Source organism: Flavobacterium sp. (assembly GCF_044348915.1).
Classification (GTDB): domain Bacteria; phylum Bacteroidota; class Bacteroidia; order Flavobacteriales; family Flavobacteriaceae; genus Flavobacterium.
The window spans coordinates 26,187-48,336 of record NZ_JBIKRX010000005.1; the positions used below are offsets into that span (position 1 = coordinate 26,187).

General features: G+C 34.9%; 16 protein-coding genes. All 16 read right to left on the bottom strand.

Features of this window, described 5'->3' with window-relative positions; all coding sequences use genetic code 11:
- Nucleotides 1-81 precede the first annotated feature (81 nt).
- The 16 genes from ACIQ1E_RS01690 to ACIQ1E_RS01765 all read right to left on the bottom strand — a co-directional run bounded on the left by ACIQ1E_RS01690 (nucleotide 82) and on the right by ACIQ1E_RS01765 (nucleotide 22,148).
- Nucleotides 82-1,266, bottom strand: coding sequence for an O-antigen ligase family protein (locus ACIQ1E_RS01690; protein WP_396168127.1), 1,185 nt, complete (start codon nucleotides 1,264-1,266; stop codon nucleotides 82-84).
- Nucleotides 1,267-1,274: 8 nt separating this feature from the next.
- Nucleotides 1,275-2,642, bottom strand: a complete 1,368-nt coding sequence (gene wzx / locus ACIQ1E_RS01695) for an O-unit flippase-like protein (RefSeq protein ID WP_396168129.1) — start codon at nucleotides 2,640-2,642, stop codon at nucleotides 1,275-1,277.
- A gap of 171 nt (nucleotides 2,643-2,813) precedes the next feature.
- The gene (locus tag ACIQ1E_RS01700) at nucleotides 2,814-4,541 is read right to left on the bottom strand and encodes a right-handed parallel beta-helix repeat-containing protein (protein ID WP_396168131.1); all 1,728 of its coding nucleotides are present in this window, start codon (nucleotides 4,539-4,541) and stop codon (nucleotides 2,814-2,816) included.
- Nucleotides 4,542-4,665: 124 nt separating this feature from the next.
- A complete protein-coding gene (locus ACIQ1E_RS01705) occupies nucleotides 4,666-5,733 on the bottom strand; it encodes a lipopolysaccharide biosynthesis protein (protein ID WP_396168132.1) in 1,068 nt (355 codons plus the stop codon).
- A gap of 51 nt (nucleotides 5,734-5,784) precedes the next feature.
- Nucleotides 5,785-8,211 (bottom strand): SLBB domain-containing protein, encoded by a 2,427-nt coding sequence (locus ACIQ1E_RS01710; RefSeq protein ID WP_396168134.1) that lies wholly within the window; start codon nucleotides 8,209-8,211, stop codon nucleotides 5,785-5,787.
- Between the two features lie 384 nt (nucleotides 8,212-8,595).
- On the bottom strand, nucleotides 8,596-9,129 hold the full coding sequence (locus tag ACIQ1E_RS01715) for a UpxY family transcription antiterminator (RefSeq protein WP_396168136.1): 534 nt from the start codon (nucleotides 9,127-9,129) through the stop codon (nucleotides 8,596-8,598).
- Between the two features lie 47 nt (nucleotides 9,130-9,176).
- On the bottom strand, nucleotides 9,177-9,551 hold the full coding sequence (locus tag ACIQ1E_RS01720) for a four helix bundle protein (RefSeq protein WP_396168138.1): 375 nt from the start codon (nucleotides 9,549-9,551) through the stop codon (nucleotides 9,177-9,179).
- 146 nt (nucleotides 9,552-9,697) lie between these two features.
- A complete protein-coding gene (gene rfbB, locus ACIQ1E_RS01725) occupies nucleotides 9,698-10,744 on the bottom strand; it encodes a dTDP-glucose 4,6-dehydratase (protein ID WP_396168140.1) in 1,047 nt (348 codons plus the stop codon).
- Between the two features lie 166 nt (nucleotides 10,745-10,910).
- Nucleotides 10,911-12,194, bottom strand: a complete 1,284-nt coding sequence (locus ACIQ1E_RS01730; RefSeq protein ID WP_396168142.1) for a nucleotide sugar dehydrogenase — start codon at nucleotides 12,192-12,194, stop codon at nucleotides 10,911-10,913.
- Nucleotides 12,195-12,323: 129 nt separating this feature from the next.
- Nucleotides 12,324-13,715, bottom strand: coding sequence for a UDP-glucose 6-dehydrogenase (locus ACIQ1E_RS01735; protein WP_396168144.1), 1,392 nt, complete (start codon nucleotides 13,713-13,715; stop codon nucleotides 12,324-12,326).
- Between the two features lie 75 nt (nucleotides 13,716-13,790).
- On the bottom strand, nucleotides 13,791-14,165 hold the full coding sequence (locus ACIQ1E_RS01740; protein WP_396168145.1) for a four helix bundle protein: 375 nt from the start codon (nucleotides 14,163-14,165) through the stop codon (nucleotides 13,791-13,793).
- 120 nt (nucleotides 14,166-14,285) lie between these two features.
- Nucleotides 14,286-15,269 (bottom strand): SDR family oxidoreductase, encoded by a 984-nt coding sequence (locus ACIQ1E_RS01745; protein ID WP_396168147.1) that lies wholly within the window; start codon nucleotides 15,267-15,269, stop codon nucleotides 14,286-14,288.
- Between the two features lie 16 nt (nucleotides 15,270-15,285).
- A complete protein-coding gene (locus tag ACIQ1E_RS01750) occupies nucleotides 15,286-17,748 on the bottom strand; it encodes a polysaccharide biosynthesis tyrosine autokinase (protein WP_396168149.1) in 2,463 nt (820 codons plus the stop codon).
- A gap of 12 nt (nucleotides 17,749-17,760) precedes the next feature.
- Nucleotides 17,761-18,549, bottom strand: a complete 789-nt coding sequence (locus ACIQ1E_RS01755; RefSeq protein ID WP_396168151.1) for a polysaccharide biosynthesis/export family protein — start codon at nucleotides 18,547-18,549, stop codon at nucleotides 17,761-17,763.
- Between the two features lie 259 nt (nucleotides 18,550-18,808).
- Nucleotides 18,809-19,429 (bottom strand): recombination mediator RecR, encoded by a 621-nt coding sequence (gene recR / locus ACIQ1E_RS01760; RefSeq protein WP_396168153.1) that lies wholly within the window; start codon nucleotides 19,427-19,429, stop codon nucleotides 18,809-18,811.
- 304 nt (nucleotides 19,430-19,733) lie between these two features.
- A complete protein-coding gene (locus tag ACIQ1E_RS01765) occupies nucleotides 19,734-22,148 on the bottom strand; it encodes a GumC family protein (protein WP_396168155.1) in 2,415 nt (804 codons plus the stop codon).
- Between the last annotated feature and the right edge of the window lie 2 nt (nucleotides 22,149-22,150).

Here is a 22,150-nt window from a genome sequence, read left to right on the forward strand (position 1 = left end):
ATGTAACCCTGCAGAATTTATAGCAAATTAAGAAGTTTTCAATTTTTTCTAGAAATTAAAAATTAAAATCATTTCATTAGCTTAAGCTTGAAGATCATCCTCTCTAGTGAAAACTTTCAAACTATATTGATTAGTACTTGCATCTAAATTAGTATTTCTAATAAAGTATATACAAGAAACTAAATAAAAAAAATTTCTATTAAATAATATTTGGTCACTTAATAGAACTAATAAAAAAACAATAAAATACCCCTTATTAATATTTAACTTATATAAATCAACTACGTAGATAATCAAACTTAAAAAACCAATTAAACCAAATGAAAAAAAAATCATTAAATAAGAATTGGAATAATTCCCAACAAATATCCCATAGTTTGAAAAAAAATTAGACATTTGATTATGCCCTAATCCAAAAAACCAATTAAAAATATCCATCTTAAAAATCAACGGGAAATTTCCAAAAAGCCGATTATTGTCTTCTATAGAGTCAGCTCCTAATTTATCTAAATTACTACTAAATAATAAATCATAAAAGTCCGATAAGAAAAAGAAAGGCACAGATAAAACTGCTAATAATAATAAAAATTTTAGATTGCGCATTTGAAAGACAAAGTGATATACTAAGATTACAATTAAAATAGCAAAACCAGTAGTACTAGTAGAGAATATCAATCCCAATAAATAAATTGCAGTAAGAGAATACTTTTTTTCAACTAATGAATTGTATAAAAGAGGTAAAATAAATATTGCGAAATGTGCAGGCTCTAAAAATATGGAATTAGGACGACCGTAACTTATTGAAATAAGGAGATCTAAATCTTCTACACTTGTGTTTAATGGTAAAAATAATGTAATTGATTGATTAAATACCCAAAAGGCAACGAATTGAAAGAGTACAAATACAGAAGCAAAAACCCCTAAAATATGTAATGTCTTGATAAATACAGAATTTACTTCTTGCTGAATAAAATAACATAATAATACAGCAAAAAATATCATCTGTATTGAATTGTTAATAAAAATACTTTGAATACTTGTCCTAGAAAATATAAACGAAAAAAAATTACAAAAAAACAATACGGAAAAAAGTAAAATTATTTTGTAATTGAAAACTATTTTTCTTTTGAATAATAAATCAGAAATAAATAAAATTAATAGAATAATTATATCTAAAGTAAAACCAGGAAGCACTAAATAAATTCCAAATACTGGAACTAAAGCTAAAAAAAAACTTCTTAAATTAATTGAAGAAAATTGCTGCATGAACTAATTCAAATTTTAAAAAAGTCTAAAAATTTTATTCCTAAGTCATTTTTTACAACAATTGGCCACTTCCAGTTTTGATACACTCCTTGGGCGATTGCTGGAGCAGCTATCATTGATGCAATTCTAATATCAAAAAAATTAAAAAAAATAAATAACAAAATTATTGTTGCTAAAGCAGAAAATAAGGAAGCTTTAAAAAAAGGAACTTCATTTTTAGTAAGTATCATATTTCCTGCTATAGAATGGTTGCATTCTAAAAAGGAAACTAGAACAGCAAAAATTATTAAACTTTTATTCATTAAAACAGTTTGACTCCCTATTAAGCCTATTCCCCATTCTCCAAAAAAAATCAACAATAATCCTCCCACTAAAAAGGTAGACAGAAGAAAAATTTGACCCAAAACGTAAATTTTCTTAATCTGTTGTAAATCATTCTCCACACGTAATTGAACAATCTTAGGTTGAAATGTTGCTGCATAAATTCCAGCAAGACCCGTAATTACAGCTATTAGTTGCATACTAATCCCATAAGTCGCTATTTCGTTTAGTGTTAAATATAGTGAACCAATAATAAGCGCGGATCTTTGAACAATAAAACCTCCAAATGAAGTTAAGCCAATCTTTAAAGCATTTGGATAGATAGCCTTCAAAACCTCCTCCTTGTCTCTGGCTACAGCGACGGCTAGTTTTTGTTTGATTTCTTCTGTAAAAAAAAATTTATAGGACAACCATCTGATAATAATGACGGACGAGGCCTGTGCCGAAACAATCGCAACAATACCATATCCCTGAAATATCAAAAAAGAAGCCATAACTAAATATACTAAATATCCAATTATCACAATTTGCTTTGATTTTTTTACTAAGCCTTTTCCTTGAAGTAATGAATCATAATAAAGTGAAAAAATATTATACGTGTTGATTAAACATAAAATAGTCCAAGCAATATATATTTCCGTAACATCCCCCTTATAATTTTCTAAAATAAAATAAATATAATAAGTTCCAAAAGTGGAAAGTATTAAAAACAACAAAAATGCCATTCTAAAATAAAACCATTGCATTGCGCTAATAACTCCTTTCAACAAACCATAATCGACAGTTTGAAAAGTAGTAGAATACACCCTTTCATAGCCTTTTGTGTTGAGATTATTAACACCACTAAAAACATAGGTAATGTTTCTGGCAAAAGAAGGATTAAAACCGAAATCAAGTAAGGAAGCAAAGGCTGTAATGGTCATAAAAATAGACCAAATCCCTACCATTTCAGTAGGCATTCTTCTTAAAATCAAGGGAAGTAAAATCACAGAAGAAGCAATTTTTAAAAAAGTTGCCCCATAATTCCAAAACAAATCTTTATGGTTAATTTGCATAAATCTATTAATATACTTAAGAATCCATCCTCAAATAATTATAAAATGTTAAAAATCTTACAAAAAAAATAATAAGTAACGTTTGAAATGAACTGCTGTTTTAAAAAAAATTTAACAAAATAATTTTTCAAGTTAGTTAGTAGTTCATACAATTACTAATTCTGTCTAAAATTATTTTTCATCTGAATCTTTTCGAGTAGCGGCATCATCTCTTTTTGAGAATTCCCAACCAAAAGTCCATCCCGGATATTTGACATTATCAACATCAAGTCCAACATTAGTTGACTTATTACCAGAATAGTAGGCATTTACAACTCCTTTTTGAATATGTATATTATTATAATTATTATGTACGTAATTATTAGTAAACATGAAATTTTTTAAAAATGTAGATGATTTTTCCTCAACAAGAACTCCATAACGACCAAAATTATACACTTCACAATTATCAATTTTAATTGATTCTGATACATAATTAGAAGTATTCTTTAAAATATAAATACCTATACCAGATTTATTCCCTATTACTTTAGTGTTTTTGATAGTAATATTTTTGTAACTAGCTTCAGAAAAAACAATACCATTTTCAACTGCATAAACATTACAGTTATCTATTATAACATTATTACATGCTCTAAATCCAATTCCAGCATCTAAATTATCTTTAAAAACCGAATTACTAAATTCAATATTTGATATGTCTTCTGCATTTGCTGCATTATTTATAATTCCATTAACCATAGCCCCAATAGATGCATTACCCGAAAATTCACAATTAAAAAATTTAATATTAAAGCATAGATTACGAATACCATTTATTTGATTATCTGTTTCAATGTCAACACCTGATTGAGGCGCTGTACCCTTAGTATTGGTAAATTTAGTATTGGTAAATGTAATATTTTGTCCACTAACGATAGAGCATCCTTGTCTATGATTTCTATCAAAAATACAATCTGTTACTTCGATGAACTTACTTCTATTTTCTTCCACTTCATTATTCATTCCAATAAACAATCCATCACCTTTATTCAAATTAGATTGAATATCTTTAATTTTAACATTTCTAGCCCTCATTATATTAATGCCATGCATAAATTCTGTAACTGTAGAAAATTCATTTTTACTTCCCAAAATTATTCCATTGGACAAATTGATGTTCTCAGTTATAAAAGATTCTCCTCCTATTAACAAAAAAGGAAGGTAAATTTGGGTGGCTCTATACTTCAGAACACTATTATCTAAATCTACATTAGTATTGGATTTAATTTTAAAACCATTATTATTAAAAAAATAATTCCCTTTTGAAAATTTTATATTACCCGAATGGGCGAGAAGATTAATAAATTTTTCAGAATTGTCAGTTCCTGAAACATAGTTGTTGTTTTTGTCTAATACTAAATCGGATACAAATCCAAACCATCTTGAATCGATTACTTCATACTGTCTTTTAAAAAATTCTGTTCCTAATTGAAAATAAATGATTCCATCTACAAAAGGCACATAATCTATTTTAGAAAGCACTATCTCTTCCCCTATGTACTGATCTAAAATACCAAATAAAACATCCCCTTTCCTTTTGGCTAATGATAAATCTTCATTAGATTTTATATATCTTATATTTTTTATAGTAACTTCTGATCCATAGCAAAATTGCAAGTTTTTAATCTGAAGAAAATCGGGGTAATAATTTAGAAATTCTGCAGTACCAAATAATAATGTAGTATTTTCATTTTTTGATTTTACCGACTGCTTTAAAAAACATTTTTTGAATTCAGAATCTAAAACACTACTACTTATTTGAAACTTATTGTTATGGCTTCCTTTAATACTTAAAATAGTCTTAGATGAAATTGAATAACTTATTATTAGTAGTACTAGAGTAATTGATTTCTTCATAATGAATTAGATTATTTTTGAAACACTAAATTATTGCCAAGCAGACAAAATAACTAAGTAATAATTATAAATCATTTTTAATTATTACTTTTCATCATATTCGTTATACCGCAAAACTTAATTTTCACTTAAAATTGAGCAGTAGTCGCTTCATTATCACGACAAAAATAATTAAAAACCCTGCGACAAAACCTCCTAGTACAATACCTTTCATCTTACCTAATCGCTCTTTTGCCAATGGTAATATCGGCTTATCTAAAACTTGAATCAAAGGTGTTTCTCTTCTTAGTGCAACTTTTGCCAATTCACTTTGTTTCACTAACTCTGTCAAAATAGCGGTATTCGCTTGAACATCTACTTGCTTTTTGGCAGAAGGTACTCGACGTATATTTAAGGCTGGATTTAAATTAAACGTATTATCATTGGCAGATGCCACACCTGCAATTGCATAATTAAGCTCTCCTCTAATAGAATCGGTTTGTCTTTGTAATATTTCTAGATTAGCCCTAGCCTTTTTACTCTTGGTTGCGATATAAAATTGCCCAACTTGCCTGGCCAGGTTTTCACAAAAATACAAGGAAAACAACTCATTTGATGAAATTACATCCATGGTAATAATGGATAATTTTTTATCCTTTTGAGCTACGGCTAAATTAAATCTTGACAAATTGGATGAAATTACCCCCAAAATACTATCATGTATTCGCGTAAAATATTTCCTTTTTGACCTTGGAAGAAACTGAATTTTAGCTAATTTTGGTTTCTTATTCCAAGATTTTCTCCATTCATTATTTTGAATATACATCTCTGCTAGTGAAATAGTATCACCTTTATAGAATACTGGTTTCAATAATGCCTGTTCTATCATGGTTCTTGATTTAAATAACTCCATCAAATTAGCTCCTTCAAAAATACCACCGCCAGAACCTCCAAGATCTAGACCAAACTGACTAGCTAATGATAATATTCCACCTGAGCCACCCGATTTTTCATTCTCTAAGGCAAAAGTCAAAGTAGCTGTGTAGGTTGGTTTTTTCATAAAGGAATAGCCCAAACCGAGAACAGCTCCAATAAACCCAGCTATCACAATAATCTTCCATTGCGATAGAAAATAGTCATACCAGTCTTTTCCCTTTTCTATAAGTTCTTTTAACGAAATCTCGTCCTTAACCATCGGTTCTTTTGTTGTCATTCGAAAACGCTTTGATTTATTTTTAACTTATTAATTCAATTAAAATAAGTTCTACTTAAACGAGGTCACTATCAATAAAGCTAAACTCGTTATCACACTACCAATACTTACCCATTCTCCCGTACTCATTTTTCTAGTCTCTGGCTTTTCTGGCACTACAATCTGTGAACCTGGCAAAACCTTGGGATACGAGCGTATGAAAAAGAAAGAACTCGAAACTGCCGCCTTTCCATTGGGGTATATAATATAGGCTTTTTTCTTCCAGCCTTTGGCATCAGTACCTCCTACAGCCCCTAAGTAATAACTAAATCCTTTACCTCTGCTATACGGAATTTCTGATGTCAAAAGAACATTTCCTGTAACTTTTACGCTTTCGTTGTAAACCGAAACTTCAATTTCATCTCCTGGAAATAAGGTAACATTCGTCTTATCTGTAGGATCTTTAACTATCGATTTCCAATCTACCGGGATAGTAGCATATTTCAAATCCCCTCTCAATTTCTTAGTCAATTTATCTTGAATGGAGTCTTTTTTGCCTAAATTCAGATTAATATTTTCCAAGTCTTCAATTTGCTTTGCCTGAATAGGTCGTTTAATTTTTACACCATCCACATTGGCTACAGCCGTTAAACCTCCAGCGCGCTGAATGACATCATATATTTTTTCTTTTTTATTGGCCAAAACATATTTACCGGTATAATTTACGGCACCACTCACAGTAACCATCTCTGGTTTTTCGTAAACGGCCATTCTGCGAATATTAACAACATCAAAAGGAGCTAAAACAAAATTCTTGATTTGCTCATTATTTCCAGCAAAAATCTCCAAATTAAACAGTTGTACGCGACTCGGATTGGCATTATCGATTGCATCTGATGTTATCATGCGGGCAACCTCCACTCTTTTCGAAGCCGAACCTGTTAATCCCCCTGCTTGAACCAATAAATCATTCAAAGTCAGATTCTCGTGATACTCGTAAACTCCTGGTTTTTTTATCTCTCCATCAATGGTGATTTTATAATCTTCTTTGAAATCTAAAATCGAATACACAGTCACGACATCTTCTTTTTTCAAATAAATATCAGCAGCAACATCTCCTCCCATGGCCAAATCTAAATTTACATTGGTCACCTCAGTAGTCAAATCGGATTTAGTCCTAACTATCGTAGCCCTGCTTGTATAAGCATCTTCTTTCAATCCGTCCGCTTGCTTAATCAAATCAGAAATGCGCATGCCCTCATAAAAAGAATAAACATTGGGTCTAAAAACAGCTCCATCTATTTTGATACGATTCTCAAATCGGTTTAAAATCTTAGAAATCCGGAAAACATCCCCTGAAAGCGGTCTGTAGCTGCCAAATTCTGTAGATTTAATATCTTTTACTTTAAATTCTTTACCCGTTTTCTGCAAAACATTTACCGAAGCGGTATACGCAAACTCATTAAACCCAGAAGCAAATCCCAATAAATCCTTGAAGGTCTCGCCCGATTTCATTTCGAAAATACCTGGCCGTTTTACTTGCCCTTCTACAGTAACTCTTTGTGTATACGCTGGAATCCGAATCACATCATTATCTTTCAACCCTACATTATCAGCTTGATTCCCATTGACTAAAAAATTATAGATATCTATTTTTTTATACAATTTGTTGTTTCTCAACAATTCTATATTACGATAACTGCCATTCTTTCCAGGTCCTCCCCCTAAAAACAAAGCATTGTAAACTGTTGCCAAAGAAGAAATAGAATAATTTCCAGGCTGTTTACTACCTATAATAGTCACTTTTATGGTGCGAATACGACTCAAACTAATGCCCACCTGCGATTGACCGGAAGCCACAGTACTGTACACCCTGGCTATAGCCCCTCTGATTTTTTGAGTGGCAGCCTCTATAGTCATTCCTGAAACTGGAATTTGTCCCACATACTGAATATTGACTTTTCCTTCTGTAGTTACGGGAATATTCGCACTATATTCCTGAACGCCATAAACACTGATCTGCAATTCATCCCCCGGTCCTAAAACATAGTTTACTGGAGTAGCCAATTTCAAATTGGGTTCAAAATTCAAATCCGGATTATCAAACAATTCAGAGCCAAAAACCAATGAATTCAAAGTGTCTTTTACTTTATTGTTGACAATTTTTTCTTGTTGACGACCTTGCGCTCCCTTCTTTTCGTCAAAAACATCGGCATTAGAAACACCGGTAGGCGATGCCATCGTCGCAGTATTCAATCGAACTTTTAATTTAGCAAACTCCGCAGCTGACATTCCTTTAGATAAAGCCAAAGGCTCCACCTGCTCAATAGTGGTATTGTTGCTCTGTAATTGGCTTTTTATTTTAGCAATATCACCATCCGACATATAGTCGACTTTCAGAGTGCTCAAATCGGATCCTTTTAGCAAATCTTGGGCTCTTAAGCCACCCGTTTGAAATAGGGCAATTCCTAATATAATGACAGCAATTATTTTTCTCATAATAAAATGGTAATAAATGGTAAATATAATATTTTAATAAAGGAATTTCAGTTCCTTACTTTTCAACATAAAAAAAGGCAACCTCTAAACTGTCATCCTGAGCCTGTCGAAGGACAACTTCGTACCTCGTACTTCCAACTTCCCACCTCTAACTTTCCATGGCTTCGCCCTTGCAACTCCCATACAGAACTTGCTAAAAGGGAAACGCCTGCAAATTTATAGTAAATAAAAAAATAATGGGTGATTTAAGAAGGCAATTTGACCAATTGAAAATTCAAAAATAAAACGAAGTTTTCTACTCTATTTTATTACAAACAAACCAATTGCAATCAATCCTTTCATTTAACACCCAATTTCTATCCACAAAATAAAAAAATAATTAAATTAAATCTCTCTTTTACTCACTTTAAGCACACAACCTAAAGATTCTAAAATCAAAATATAATGATTCTTTTTGACTTCTTGTATCACCGCCGACTGACTCGAAAAAGGACCTGATTCCAAAATAATTTTATCTCCTTTTTTCCATTGATCAACAGCTACATCATAAGTTTCAGGAACCGAAAGCCAATTTTTAATGGTCTCAATTTCTGAATCTTTTACTACGGCAGGTTTCCCCAGCCAAAACAAATAACGAACCGCACCAACCACCTCAAAAATCCGATTGCGTCCTTTTTCTTCAATCTGAACAAAAATATACGAATTGAACAAAGGCACACTGACTATTTTTTTGCGGTCAGACCATTGACTTTCTTTGGTAATTAGCGGACAATAAGCAACAACACCAATGGCATTCAACCGTTCTGCTACTTTTTTCTCCCATTTGGGTTTGGTGTACACTACATACCAGTTCATAGTTTTCTGTTTTCTGTTGTCTGTTGTCTGTTGTCTGTTGTCCGTTGTCTGTTGTCTGTTCATTAACGACATTTCTTATCCGAAAACCCATAATTGATAACCGACAATCTCTATTCAAATTTATTCCAATTATTCTCAACATAACGCAAAAAAGAAAATAGTTTAGCTCCAAGAATATCATACTCATTTTTAAGTACCTCAAACTCATCTGACAAGTCAGGATATAAAAATTGTAATTTTTCTAAATGGCACAAAGTATCTAAATTACTCGCATGAGAATAAGTCAGAAACTTGATAAAATCTTGTTTATATCGCTTTCTACCATATCCTTCGACAATATTGGTAGCTACAGAATCAGAAGATCTTCTTATTTGGCTACCCAATTCATGTAATTCGTATTGAGGTAATTTCAAAGAGATGGTATGTGTTTTATAGAACAAAGCCAAACTTAAATTGTAGATATCTAAATCTTTATAACTTTTCATTTTTTTTGTTATTATATTTTTTATTCTCTTAACTATCATTCAACAACCGAAAACCCATAACCCATAACTGATAACCGATAACCGATAACTGATAACCGATAACTGATAACCGATAACTGATAACTGATAACCGAAAACCGACAACCCTAAGAATACATCTTCTCGTAATACTTCTCATAATCGCCAGAAGTCACATTGTTCAGCCACTCCTGATGCGTCAAATACCAATCGATGGTAAATTCTAAACCTTGTTCGAAAGTAACCGACGGTTTCCAACCCAATTCCTGGTTAATTTTGTTGGCATCAATAGCATATCGCAAATCATGTCCGGGTCTGTCTTTGACGTAAGTAATTAATTTTTCCGATTCGCCAGCTGTTCGCCCAAGTTTGTTGTCCATTATTCGACACAAAACTTTTACCAAATCAATGTTCTTCCATTCGTTAAACCCACCAATATTATAAGTTTCATGATTCTTACCTTGATGAAAAACCAAATCGATAGCTACCGCATGGTCGATCACAAAAAGCCAATCACGGGTGTAATTCCCGTCTCCATACACAGGTAAGGGCTTATGATTGATAATATTATTGATAAACAACGGAATCAATTTTTCAGGAAAATGATTGGGCCCATAATTATTCGAACAATTAGTCAACACAAAAGGCAAGCCATAGGTCTCTCCATACGCTCGCACAAAATGATCCGAACTCGCCTTTGAAGCCGAATAAGGAGAATTTGGGTCGTAAGGAGTAGTTTCGGTAAACAAGCCTTCAGCACCTAGCGAACCATAAACCTCATCCGTACTCACATGATAAAACCGTTTGCCTTCCGTATTATTTGCCCATATTTTTCGGGCAGCATTAAGCAAATTGACTGTTCCAATGACGTTGGTTTTTACAAATGCCATCGGGTCTTCGATCGAACGATCTACATGCGATTCCGCAGCCAAATGAATCACGCCATCGAACTGATGCTCTTGAAACAATTGGCCAATAAAAGCCTCGTCTGTAATATCCCCTTTTACAAAAGTATAATTGGCCTCTTTTTCAATATCACTGATGTTTTCCAAATTTCCTGCATAGGTCAGCGCATCCAAATTAAATATTTGATAGTTTGGATAATTTTGCACAAATCGACGCACCACATGCGAACCAATAAACCCGGCACCACCGGTAATTAATATTTTTTTCATTTTCTAATAAATTTTATTTCAATAATCAATCTCCCCACTACCGTAATTTCGTAACAGTACAGACGCGATTAATCGAGACTCTACCACCTAAATATCAATTCTTCCATCTTCCCAGCTCCCAACTTCCCACTTCTAACCTCGTACTTCTAACCTCGTACTTCAACCCTTACAATTTCCCATCGGCCTGATCTCCCAAAACCCCTTTCACATCATAAAGAACACTATTCTGATTTCTTAATACATCAATATCTAAGCTTAAAAATTCTTGGTGTGACACACCTAAAACTACAGCATCGAAAGTAGCGGTTGGCAGTTGATTACTGGTAATCAATCCGTATTCGTGTAAAACCTCGGCAGGGTTGGCCCAAGGATCATAAAGACTCACTTTTATTCCATAATCTTCTAAAGCGCTGATTACATCTACAATTTTAGTATTACGAACATCAGGGCAGTTTTCCTTAAAGGTAATTCCCAACATCAGCAAACTAGCACCATTTATCGTAACTCCTTTTTTAATCATCAACTTTACCACTTGCGAAGCAACATAATCCCCCATACTATCATTCAATCGGCGGCCAGCTAAAATGATTTCAGGGTGATAACCGTTTTCCTGAGCTTTTTGAGCCAAATAGTAAGGATCCACACCAATACAATGTCCGCCGACTAAACCTGGTTTGAAAGGAAGAAAATTCCATTTGGTACCTGCAGCTTCTAAAACGGCTTGGGTGTCAATTTCTAAAATATTAAAAATCTTAGCCAATTCATTGACAAAAGCAATATTGATATCCCGTTGCGAATTCTCGATGACTTTGGCGGCTTCGGCTACTTTTATCGAAGGAGCGAGATGTGTTCCTGCTGTAATCACCGATTGATAGAGTTGGTTCACTTTTTGTCCAACCTCTGGAGTGGAACCCGAAGTAACCTTTAGAATTTTATCTACGGTATGTTCTTTATCTCCCGGATTGATTCTTTCAGGCGAGTAGCCTGCAAAAAAATCTACATTGAATTGCAAACCGGATATTTTTTCCAAAACCGGAACACATTCTTCCTCAGTTACTCCCGGATAAACAGTCGATTCATAAATGACAATATCTCCTTTTTTCAATACTTTACCAACCGTTTCACTCGATTTGTAAAGGGGAGTCAGATCAGGGCGATTATTTTTATCCACTGGGGTGGGGACCGTCACGATATAATAATTACAATCAGCAATTTCGGCTAGATCAGAAGTGCAATACAACCCATTTGCAGCAGTCGAACTTGCTACAAGTACTTGTTTCAAACTATCAGAATCAATTTCAAGAGTACTGTCGTTGCCCTGCTTTAAGGCGTCTATTCGAGACTGATTAATATCAAATCCCACAACCGAATATTGCGTTGCAAACAAACGCGCCAAGGGTAAACCTACGTATCCCAAACCAATAACGGCTATTTTACTATTTGTATTCAATTTAAAAATTTTTATTAGTTTCCAATCACGGAAACTTAGTTTTTATCTCTTTTCATCAGAAGCCTAACTCCTTTTTCACACTCACTCCCATCTTCCCTCTTCCTGTCCCCCCTTTAGGGGGCTAGGGGGTCAACTCCCTATCCCCTGGTACACAAACCCAATCTCCTTTAACGCTGCTGCATCCAATATATTTCTTCCATCAAAAACAAAAGCAGGCTTTTGCATATTGTCATAAATTTTTTGCCAATCATAGCCAACAAACTCATCCCATTCTGTAAGCACTGCTATAGCATGAGCATCTTGACAAGCCTCATAAGGATTATCAAAGGAAAGGATTGATTTAGTATTTTCTTCGGAAGATCTTGACTCTAAATAATCCAAATCGGCTAAAACTTTTTTTCTGGATACTTTGGGATCATAAACTGCAATCTGTGCTTGCTCGTTGGCTAAATCATTGGCAACATATATGGCTGCCGATTCCCTAGTATCGTTGGTATCTTTCTTAAAAGCCCATCCCAAAAACGCAATCTTTTTATCGGCGACAGTGTTATACAGTGTTTGCACAATTTTATTGGCAAACCGCTTTTTCTGATGGTCATTCATAATGATTACCTGTTCCCAATAATCAGCCACTTCTCTAAGTCCATACGATTTAGCGATGTAAACCAAATTCAAGATATCTTTCTGAAAACAAGAGCCTCCAAAACCCACCGATGCTTTTAGAAACTTGGAACCTATCCTACTATCGGTTCCGATAGCTTTAGCAACTTCATTAATGTTGGCACCTGTTTTTTCGCAGAGTTCAGATAATGCATTTATCGATGAAATGCGTTGTGCTAAAAAAGCATTGGCTGTCAACTTTGATAATTCCGAAGACCACAAATTGGTTGTCAGAATTTTTTCGGGAGCAACCCAATTCGCATAGACGTCAACCAAAGCCTGAATGGCATTCTGACCTCCTTCAGACGGGTCTCCTCCAATCAATATTCGGTCGGGTTGCAATAAATCCTGGACCGCTGTACCTTCGGCAAGAAACTCGGGATTCGATAAAATTTGGAACTGCACATGATTTCCTGTATTGTCCAAAATGCTCTTGATGGCTTCGGCAGTGCGAACAGGCAGGGTCGATTTCTCAACGACAATTTTATCGCCTTTGGCAATTTTGGCAATTTGTCGAGCACACAATTCGATATATTTCAAATCGGCGGCCATCCCTTTACCTTTACCATAAGTTTTGGTCGGCGTATTTACCGATATAAAAATAATTTGAGCTTCGTCTATTGCTTTTTCAACATCGGTCGAAAAAAACAAATTCCGACCTCTTGCTTCACGAACAACCGCACTCAACCCAGGCTCGTAAATAGGGACATTCTCGGTATCTTCATCATTCCAAGCAGCTATTCTTTCGGCATTCATGTCTACCACCGTGACTTGTATATGAGGACATTTTTGTGCTATAACAGCCATTGTTGGTCCTCCAACATATCCTGCTCCTATGCAACAAATTTTATTAATTTTCATTTTTTAATGCTTCTGTTTTCAGTTATGTGTTATCGGTTATCAGTTTTGACTGCTAAACAATAAAACATAAAATTATTATTCAAATTTATTCCAATTATTTTCTACATAGCGTAAAAACGAAAATATTTTGGCTCCTAATTGATCGTACTCATTCTGAAGTAAAATCATTTCACTTGATAAATCAGGATAAAGAGAAACCAACTTTTCTAAATGACAAAGTGTTTCTAAGTTACTTGCATGTGAATAGGTTAAGAACTTAATGAAATCTTGTTTATAACGTCTTCTTCCATATCCCTCGACTATATTTGTCGCTACAGAATCCGAAGACCTTCTTAATTGGCTTCCCAATTCATATAATTCATAATTTGGCAATTGCAAAGAAACCTTATGTGTTCTATAAAACAAACACAACCCTAAATTGTAGATATCTAAATCTTTATAACTTTTCATTTTTCAATTTTTATATACAACTTTTATTACTTAAACCGATAACCGACAACCGATAACCGACAACCGACAACCGATAACCGATAACCGATAACCGACAACCGACAACTGACAACTGACAACCTACCTCAAATTCTCCCAATACCAATCTACTGCCTCTTTCAATCCTTCTTTCAAAGAAAATTTAGGATCATATCCCAATAATGATTTTGCTTTTTCGATACTAGCCAACGAATGGGGAATATCTCCTGCTCGATTCGGGCCATATTCTATAGGGACATCTGCTATTTTTGGATTGTATTTTGATAAGTACTCTTTTAAATAATCAACCAAATTATTCAGCGTATTGCGGTCGCCATAAGCCGTATTATAAACCGTATTCACAGCCTCTGGATTATTGGTAGTCATCGCCAATTCATTCATTTGAATGACATTGTCAATATAGGTAAAATCACGAGAATAATTACCATCTCCGTTGATTTTTGGGCTTTCAAGTTGCATCAACTGCATTACAAATTTGGGAATTACCGCTGCATAAGCTCCTTTTGGATCTTGTTTACGTCCGAAAACATTAAAATACCGCAAGCCAATGGTTTCCAAACCGTAGGTCTTACTGAAAATTTCCGCGTACAATTCGTTGACATACTTTGTAATAGCATAGGGCGAAAGTGGTTTTCCGATGACTTCTTCTACTTTGGGCAAGCCTACTGAATCTCCGTAAGTCGAAGAACTAGCCGCATACACAAAGCGCTTTACCTGCGCGTCGCGAGCAGCCACCAACATATTCAAAAAACCAGAAACATTGACTTCATTTGAGGTAATGGGGTCATTCAAAGAACGGGGAACCGACCCCAAAGCAGCCTGATGTAAAACATAATCAACGCCTTCGACCGCCTGCTGGCAATCTTCCAAATTCCGAATATCCCCTTCAATCAATCGAAAATTTTTATCATTGATAAAATCTTTCAAATTATGTCGATGCCCGGTGGCAAAATTATCCAAACAGACCACTTGATGCCCCTTGGATAAAAAATAATCACATAGATTGGAACCAATAAAGCCCGCACCTCCTGTAACCAATAATTTGCTTTTTGTATCGACAGTCATTATAATGTAATCCTTATTAAATGGATTTTCTAACTTTATTAATCACTTTTTCTAAAAAATTTCTAGGTTTATCATCTTCATTGTACCCATTAGAATAGGTCGTATTGCCATAACCGTAACCGTATCCGTATCCATATCCCGCGCCGTACTTGGCTTTGTTTTGGAATCCGTTCAGGATAATGCTGGTATTTTTCAACTCTCCGCGTTTTACCCTGTTGTTCAACAAAGTAATCATCTCTTTCTTGGTGAAATTCTGTCTCACTATATACAAAATAACATCACTGTATTGAGCTAATTCCAATGCATCCGAAACCAATCCGACTGGTGGGGTATCAAGAATAATGTAATCGTATTTTTTCTTTAACTCGTCAATCATTTCTTTCATGCCATCGCTCATAATCATCTCAGCAGGATTAGGCGGAATGGGGCCCGAAAGAATAACATCCAAAAAGGGAATATGAGTAGGGCTTATGATTTCGTCAACAGTTTTCTGTTTAATTAGATAATTGACAACCCCTACTTCGTTGCTCAAATTAAATTCTTCGAAGAGCTTAGGCTTTCTCAAATCCAAACCAACAATCACTGTCTTTTTCTCGCTTAAAGCAAAAACAGTGGCGATATTCAAAGTCGTAAACGTTTTTCCTTCACCACTGACAGAGGAGGTAATCATTAAGGTCTTAGCTCCAGTCAAAGATTGCTGTTTGTATAGATATTGAAGTGAGGAACGGATTGCCCTAAATGACTCCGAAAGTGCCGATTTAGGTTTCAAATACACCGCCAAATCAGAAGATTCCTTGCTTAGTCCAATAACGCCAATCAAGGGGATTTGGGTCAATCTGCTGATATCTTCTGTATTTTGAATGGCATTGTTAACAAAGAAAATCACGAAAACCATCAGCAACGGGAAAAGCAAGCCAAGAAACAAAGCCAAGACATAATTGACCGAGGTTTTGGGACCAATAAGCCCACCTCCTATGTCTTTGGCAGGGTCGATAAAATGAATATCCGACAGATTTGCGGCTTTCACGATATCGGCTTCACTTCTTTTTTGAAGAAAGGAACTATATATATTATCGCTTAAATCGTATTTCCTTTTTATTTTAATCAATTCCTGTTGATCTTCCGGTAGCTGTTTGATAGTGCTTTCAGCTTCATTGATTTTACTTTCGACCATCGCCAAATCATACTGTAAAGCCGCTTTGGCTGTAGCGATGTTTTCCATTAAAACCTTCTTTACTGCTTCCATCTGATTGTCAAAATCGCGGAAGATCTTCTCACTTTTTACGGCGTATGCCATTTCAGATCTTTGAGTCGAAAGCGAAATCAATTTTGATACATTGACAACGATATTCGGATCCTCAATTCCAGCAACCGAAGGTGCAGGTAGCTTTGAATAATCTACACTACTCTTCAAATAAGACTTTAGGGAATTATAATAGGTGATTTTGCGGTTAATCTCATCTTTCTTGACATCATACTCCAACACTTTGTCAGAAAATTTTGCTCCATCACCTTCTATATTATAAATGTTTTTGCCCTTTCGAAAAGATTTGAGTTCATTAGTTGTCTCTTTCAGCTGCGACTCCATAGCAACCAGAGTGCTATCGATGAATTGAATGGTATTAGTCGCAAATTGATTTTTACCATCCAATTGCCTTTTAATAAGCATCTTAACAGTGGCGTTCAAATATTCCACCATTCGAGCTTTATTGGTACCTTGCATCCCCAAGGTTATAATGGAACCGCCCTTATCATCCGACTTTACATTGATCCCTTTGTAGCCTGAAACCGTGCCATCAAAATCATTAAATTGAACAAAATATTCGTTCCCTACGTACAAACCAGGATTGTCTTTGATTTGCAATTTCCAATTCAAAAAGGGCAATGAAACTTGTTGCCCAACCTTGTATTTTTTTACAAAATCACCTACAGCAACTGAGGTGGTACTGTATGTATTCGTTGCATAAGTAACCAAAGAAACCGAATTACTTCCAAAAGGAATTCGAACTTCGTATTCATTTGCACTCAAAAATTTAATCCCGATAAGGCTTCCGCTAAGTTGACCCCTAGATTTATCGATACTAACATAAAAAGGAACTGCTCCATAAGCATCGACAAGATTGTATTTTCCTTGTGCCAAATACGAAATGTAATACTGTAATTTATCCACAACCAACTCATTATGAGAACGGGATTGTAAGGTCGTTCCAATCGTTTGCACTTGATCAGAAGTGCCACCCCAATTGAAAACTAAACTGGTATTAGAGGTAAAAAGTGGATTGGTTTCCTCTTTGACTGAGATAACCGTTTCCATGGCATATATCTTTTCTTTACGAATATTAACCTGATAAGCAATCGTAAAGGTAATGGCTAAACTGAGCAAAAACCACTTCCAATAACTTCCAATTTTGGTCAAGAACCCCTTAAAATCAAATCCGGCTTGGGCTTCAAAAATCGAAAAATCCTTTATATCTAACATTTTTGATTTTAATTATAATTTTAAAAGTACTAGAGTTGTTGTCACTAAAGACAAAAGCATTACAATGGTAGACAATGATTCTAAACCTGTTTTTCCCGTTCCCCATGTCTTTTGTTTGAGTGGTTTTACATAGATATAATCATTGGGTTGCAAATTATAATAGGGCGATTTCATCACATTGACATCGGTAAGATCAATGTCATGCATTTCTGTTCCTGTTGGAGTTTGCCGAATAATGGTCACTGCTTTTCGGTCTCCTGTCACAGCAATATCGCCAGAATTGGCTATCGCTTCCATGATATTGACATGGTCTTGAAATAGAAATTTTGTCCCCGTGCTTCCCACTTCACCATTGATAGTGTATTTGAAACCTGCCAAGCGAACTATCACAAAAATATTGGCTTCTTTTTTAAAATATTCGTCCAATAGTTTCTGCTCAATTTTCATTCGCAATTCTTCTACAGTATAACCAATGGCAGTAATTTCACCCAAAACCGGTATGCGAATCGCACCATGATCATCGACTGTATATCCTGAAAAATACAAGGACGACCCAACATTATCAGTCTCCCCTTTATTGGTGGGATTAAAAATAGTAACTAATTTTGGATCATCCGCCTTGATAGTAATGCTCAAAACATCATTTACCTGGAGCCGATAGGGCTTAGACATGACTTCGGAAATGGAGGCCTCAGAAGTAGCTCCATTTTTATTCTGCAGATAAATAAGATCTTTGGTAGGAATACAGGAAGTAAATAGCATTCCTATTCCCAACAATATATAAAATATGAATTTATTCATTAGTATGTTTTAGGTAACAAATATAAGCTTTCATTTTTCAACAACAAACTTCAACAGCAATTTCAACACTAAAATTATAAGCAACTCTCACAATCGTAGTCCTATATCCCCGGAGTTTTCCAAAAGATTATTTCCTTATTCTAACTTCCATCTTCCAACTACCCACTTCCTACTTCTACTATCGTATATTGTACTTCTGATTTCAGTCTATCAACAATCTTAAACAACTTTAAACGCAAAACCCGCAAGCGATAACCAATTAACCATTTCTCAAACTCTTCTCAAAAGGAACCCTGTGCAAAATGCTCCTCCCCAAAGTGACCTCATCGGCATATTCCAATTCATCACCCACCGATATGCCTCGGGCTATTGTTGAAGTAATAATTTCGGCATCTTGAATTTGTTTATAGATATAAAAATTAGTTGTATCGCCTTCCATAGTAGAGCTTAAGGCAAAAATTATTTCTTGCACTAAGCCTGATTTCACCTTATCGACCAAGGTGCTGATGTTCAACTGACTGGGACCTACACCATCAATTGGTGAAATCTTCCCTCCTAAAACGTGATAAATCCCCCGAAATTGTCCTGTATTTTCAATAGCCATTACATCACGAATATCTTCAACGACACAAATAAGTTGATGATCTCTTTTGGGATTCGCACAAATAGCGCAGAGCACCGAATCGGATATATTATGACAGCTGCTACAAAACTGCACTTCTTCACGCATTGTGGTCAAGGCTTGCGACAAAAACGAGGTTTGTTCCTTAGGCTGTTTTAATAAATGCAATACCAGTCGCAAAGCCGTTCGCTTACCGATGCCCGGTAATTGTGCCATTTCATTGACGGCTTTCTCTAAAAGTTTTGACGAAAATTCCATAGGGACAAATGTAGTGATTTGTTTAGAAAAGGGGAATCGGTTAATTGGTTAATCGCTTAGGGAAAAGTTTAATCGGTTAATCGCTTAGGGAAAAGGTTAATCGGTTAGAGGAAAGGTTAATCGGTTAGTGAAAGGTTAATCGATTAATCGGTTAATCGCTTAATCGCTTAGGGAACAGGTTAATCGATTTGGGGAAAGGCGAATCAATTAACCAATTAAACAGTTAACCAATTAACCTGTCATCCTGAGCCTGTCGAAGGAAAACAGTTGCCCTATTAACCAAAAAAAGAGGCTTTCGCCTCTTTTAAGAATTAAATATTTTTTTATACCAAGCCTTTATGGGCTTTTCTTCGCCATAACCATAGCCGCCATAACCGTAGCCATAACCACCGTAACCGTAGCCAAGTCCACTACCTGCTGTTGTATCATTCAATAATATAGCCATATTAGGCAATTTACCTTCCTTGTACAATGTATTTGGAATGCTCAATAATCGCTTGTCAATATGATTTGCTCTTACAACATATACAAATGTATCTGCGTGTTTGGCCACAATTAAAGTGTCTGAAACCACACTCACTGGAGCAGTATCTACAATAATGTAATCATATTCTTGTTTGAGTTGATTGTATAGCTCATCAAGCTTTTTACTCATAAGCAATTCAGTTGGATTTGGAGGGATTGTTCCGGCCAATAAAACATTATAATTCTCATAACCTTCCAATTTATTGATATAATCTCCTATAACTGCATTGTTGGTTGACAAATAATCCGTTAAGCCGCGAGTATTACTTAATCCTAGGTAATCATTTAATTTCGGACTGCGAATATCCATACCAATGAGAAGGACTTTTTTGCCTGAAAGAGAAAACACACCCGACAAATTAGCAGATAAGAAAGTTTTTCCTTCACCAGGTATCGTTGAGGTCAAAAAAATACTTTTGGCTCTCGTATCTGGCACCTGATTTAACATGAAATTTATGTTAGTTAAAACAATTCGTATAGCTTCGGCCGTACTTGACCTGGACCTTGTATTTATCATTTCATTCGGGGTCATCGATCTTGGCACGTCTCCTAAAAACGGAATATTAAATTTATCAATAATATCCACCCTATTTTTCACTTTGGTATCTAATAAAAATAACACATAAAGAATAGAAAAAGGAATAACCAAACCAAAGACCAAGCCAATTAGATAAACTATTTTCTTTTTGGGCAAAATTGGACTTTTAGATGCTTTTGCTTTATCAATCACTCGCGCATTAGGCTCTGTCGCCGCTAAGGAAATTGCAGTTTCTTCTTGTTTTGTTAACAAGTACAAGTACAATTCTTCTTTAACTTTTTGTTGCCTTGCAATAATTCTAAACTGTCGCTCTTGGACTGGAATAGCTCCAATTTTAGTATCCAACAATCCCTCTTGACCTCTAATATCACGACGCTGAATAGAAAGATTCGACTGCAATCTCTTTAAGCTTTCTGTCAAATTCAATTTAATGGCAGCTAACTGCTGATTCAATGCAATGACAGCCGGGTTGGCTTCGGTAGCCGATTTTAAAATACGGTTACGCTCTAACACCAATTTATTATATGATTCCATCAAAACAGATGAATCATCATCGGCCGATATCATATTAGTGGGTAATAAATCCTTAGGACCACTTTTGCGCATAAAGTCCAGCATTGAAACCACCATATTAGTTTGTATGTCGATCTCAACACCTTTTTTGCTGTATTGATTTGATCCTTCTATAAAAAGCTTTGCTTCTGTTTCAATGTCTGTTAACTTATTGGAGGTTTTAAATTGTGCAACATCCTTTTCTACACCATTCAACTCTTCACTTATGAGTAACAAGCGATTAGTGATAAACTTTGCGGTATTCTCAGAAACAAAATTTTTGTCCTCGGCAGCATCTTGATTGTAAATTTTTACTAAGTTGTCCAAAAAATGTTCGGCTCTAATCAAAACGGGATCCACTAAGGAAATCTCTACAACACTACTCAATTTGCTTATTGGCTCAACTGTGAGACGTTTAAGATAACTAGCCGTCACAAGCTCAATTGGACTAACTAAAATAACAATATCTTTCTCTTGTTCAATCGTATTACTACTGGCTCCACTACTTTTAGTGATAACCATATCCCCATTTATCGTAGGAATGATTTCTCCGTACTTAAATTCTTTTTTGGAACTCAGCATGGGATTTACTGCATTTTGATCTTCGCTGGCGTGGGCTAAAACAAAAGTATTGTTCGACAGTTTTTTATATTCAAAACGCATTGAGTTTGTAAAAAAAGATTCTTTGGTATTCAAAAAACTCACTTGAATAGGAGTCTTAGAGTAAATATCTACATCGACTACCTTTCCCTTAGAGATAAGATTTACATTCAACCCCAGTTCTTTTACAGTGCGTTCAACCAAAGTTCGTGATTTTAAAATCTCAACTTCATTATCGACATTACCTTTCGAACCTTTACCAATTGCCAAGTCGGAAAAAGCGGATAACTCAGAGAGCATCCCTCCTTTTTTATCGTCCTTCACCAATATCGTTGTGCTCGCTTTATATTGCCGAGTAGCATACCTCAAATAAATATTGGCCACTATCAAACAAATAACAATACCCAACAAAAACCATTTCCAATGAATCAAATACCTTTCGATATTCACTCTTAAATGAATATCATCATCTTTGAATTCATCTGTATTAAAATTGTCATTCATAA

Excerpts from the sequence above, each read along its gene's own strand:
- ACIQ1E_RS01750 (WP_396168149.1), bottom strand. The coding sequence starts at position 17,748 with ATGTTAGATATAAAGGATTTTTCGATTTTTGAAGCCCAAGCCGGATTT.
- rfbB (WP_396168140.1), bottom strand. The coding sequence starts at position 10,744 with ATGAAAAAAATATTAATTACCGGTGGTGCCGGGTTTATTGGTTCGCAT.
- wzx (WP_396168129.1), bottom strand. The coding sequence starts at position 2,642 with ATGCAAATTAACCATAAAGATTTGTTTTGGAATTATGGGGCAACTTTT.
- ACIQ1E_RS01735 (WP_396168144.1), bottom strand. The coding sequence starts at position 13,715 with ATGAAAATTAATAAAATTTGTTGCATAGGAGCAGGATATGTTGGAGGA.
- ACIQ1E_RS01745 (WP_396168147.1), bottom strand. The coding sequence starts at position 15,269 with ATGACTGTCGATACAAAAAGCAAATTATTGGTTACAGGAGGTGCGGGC.
- ACIQ1E_RS01720 (WP_396168138.1), bottom strand. The coding sequence starts at position 9,551 with ATGAAAAGTTATAAAGATTTAGATATCTACAATTTAAGTTTGGCTTTG.
- ACIQ1E_RS01700 (WP_396168131.1), bottom strand. The coding sequence starts at position 4,541 with ATGAAGAAATCAATTACTCTAGTACTACTAATAATAAGTTATTCAATT.
- ACIQ1E_RS01765 (WP_396168155.1), bottom strand. The coding sequence starts at position 22,148 with ATGAATGACAATTTTAATACAGATGAATTCAAAGATGATGATATTCAT.
- ACIQ1E_RS01755 (WP_396168151.1), bottom strand. The coding sequence starts at position 18,549 with ATGAATAAATTCATATTTTATATATTGTTGGGAATAGGAATGCTATTT.
- ACIQ1E_RS01715 (WP_396168136.1), bottom strand. The coding sequence starts at position 9,129 with ATGAACAGACAACAGACAACGGACAACAGACAACAGACAACAGACAAC.
- ACIQ1E_RS01710 (WP_396168134.1), bottom strand. The coding sequence starts at position 8,211 with ATGAGAAAAATAATTGCTGTCATTATATTAGGAATTGCCCTATTTCAA.
- ACIQ1E_RS01705 (WP_396168132.1), bottom strand. The coding sequence starts at position 5,733 with ATGACAACAAAAGAACCGATGGTTAAGGACGAGATTTCGTTAAAAGAA.
- recR (WP_396168153.1), bottom strand. The coding sequence starts at position 19,429 with ATGGAATTTTCGTCAAAACTTTTAGAGAAAGCCGTCAATGAAATGGCA.
- ACIQ1E_RS01690 (WP_396168127.1), bottom strand. The coding sequence starts at position 1,266 with ATGCAGCAATTTTCTTCAATTAATTTAAGAAGTTTTTTTTTAGCTTTA.
- ACIQ1E_RS01740 (WP_396168145.1), bottom strand. The coding sequence starts at position 14,165 with ATGAAAAGTTATAAAGATTTAGATATCTACAATTTAGGGTTGTGTTTG.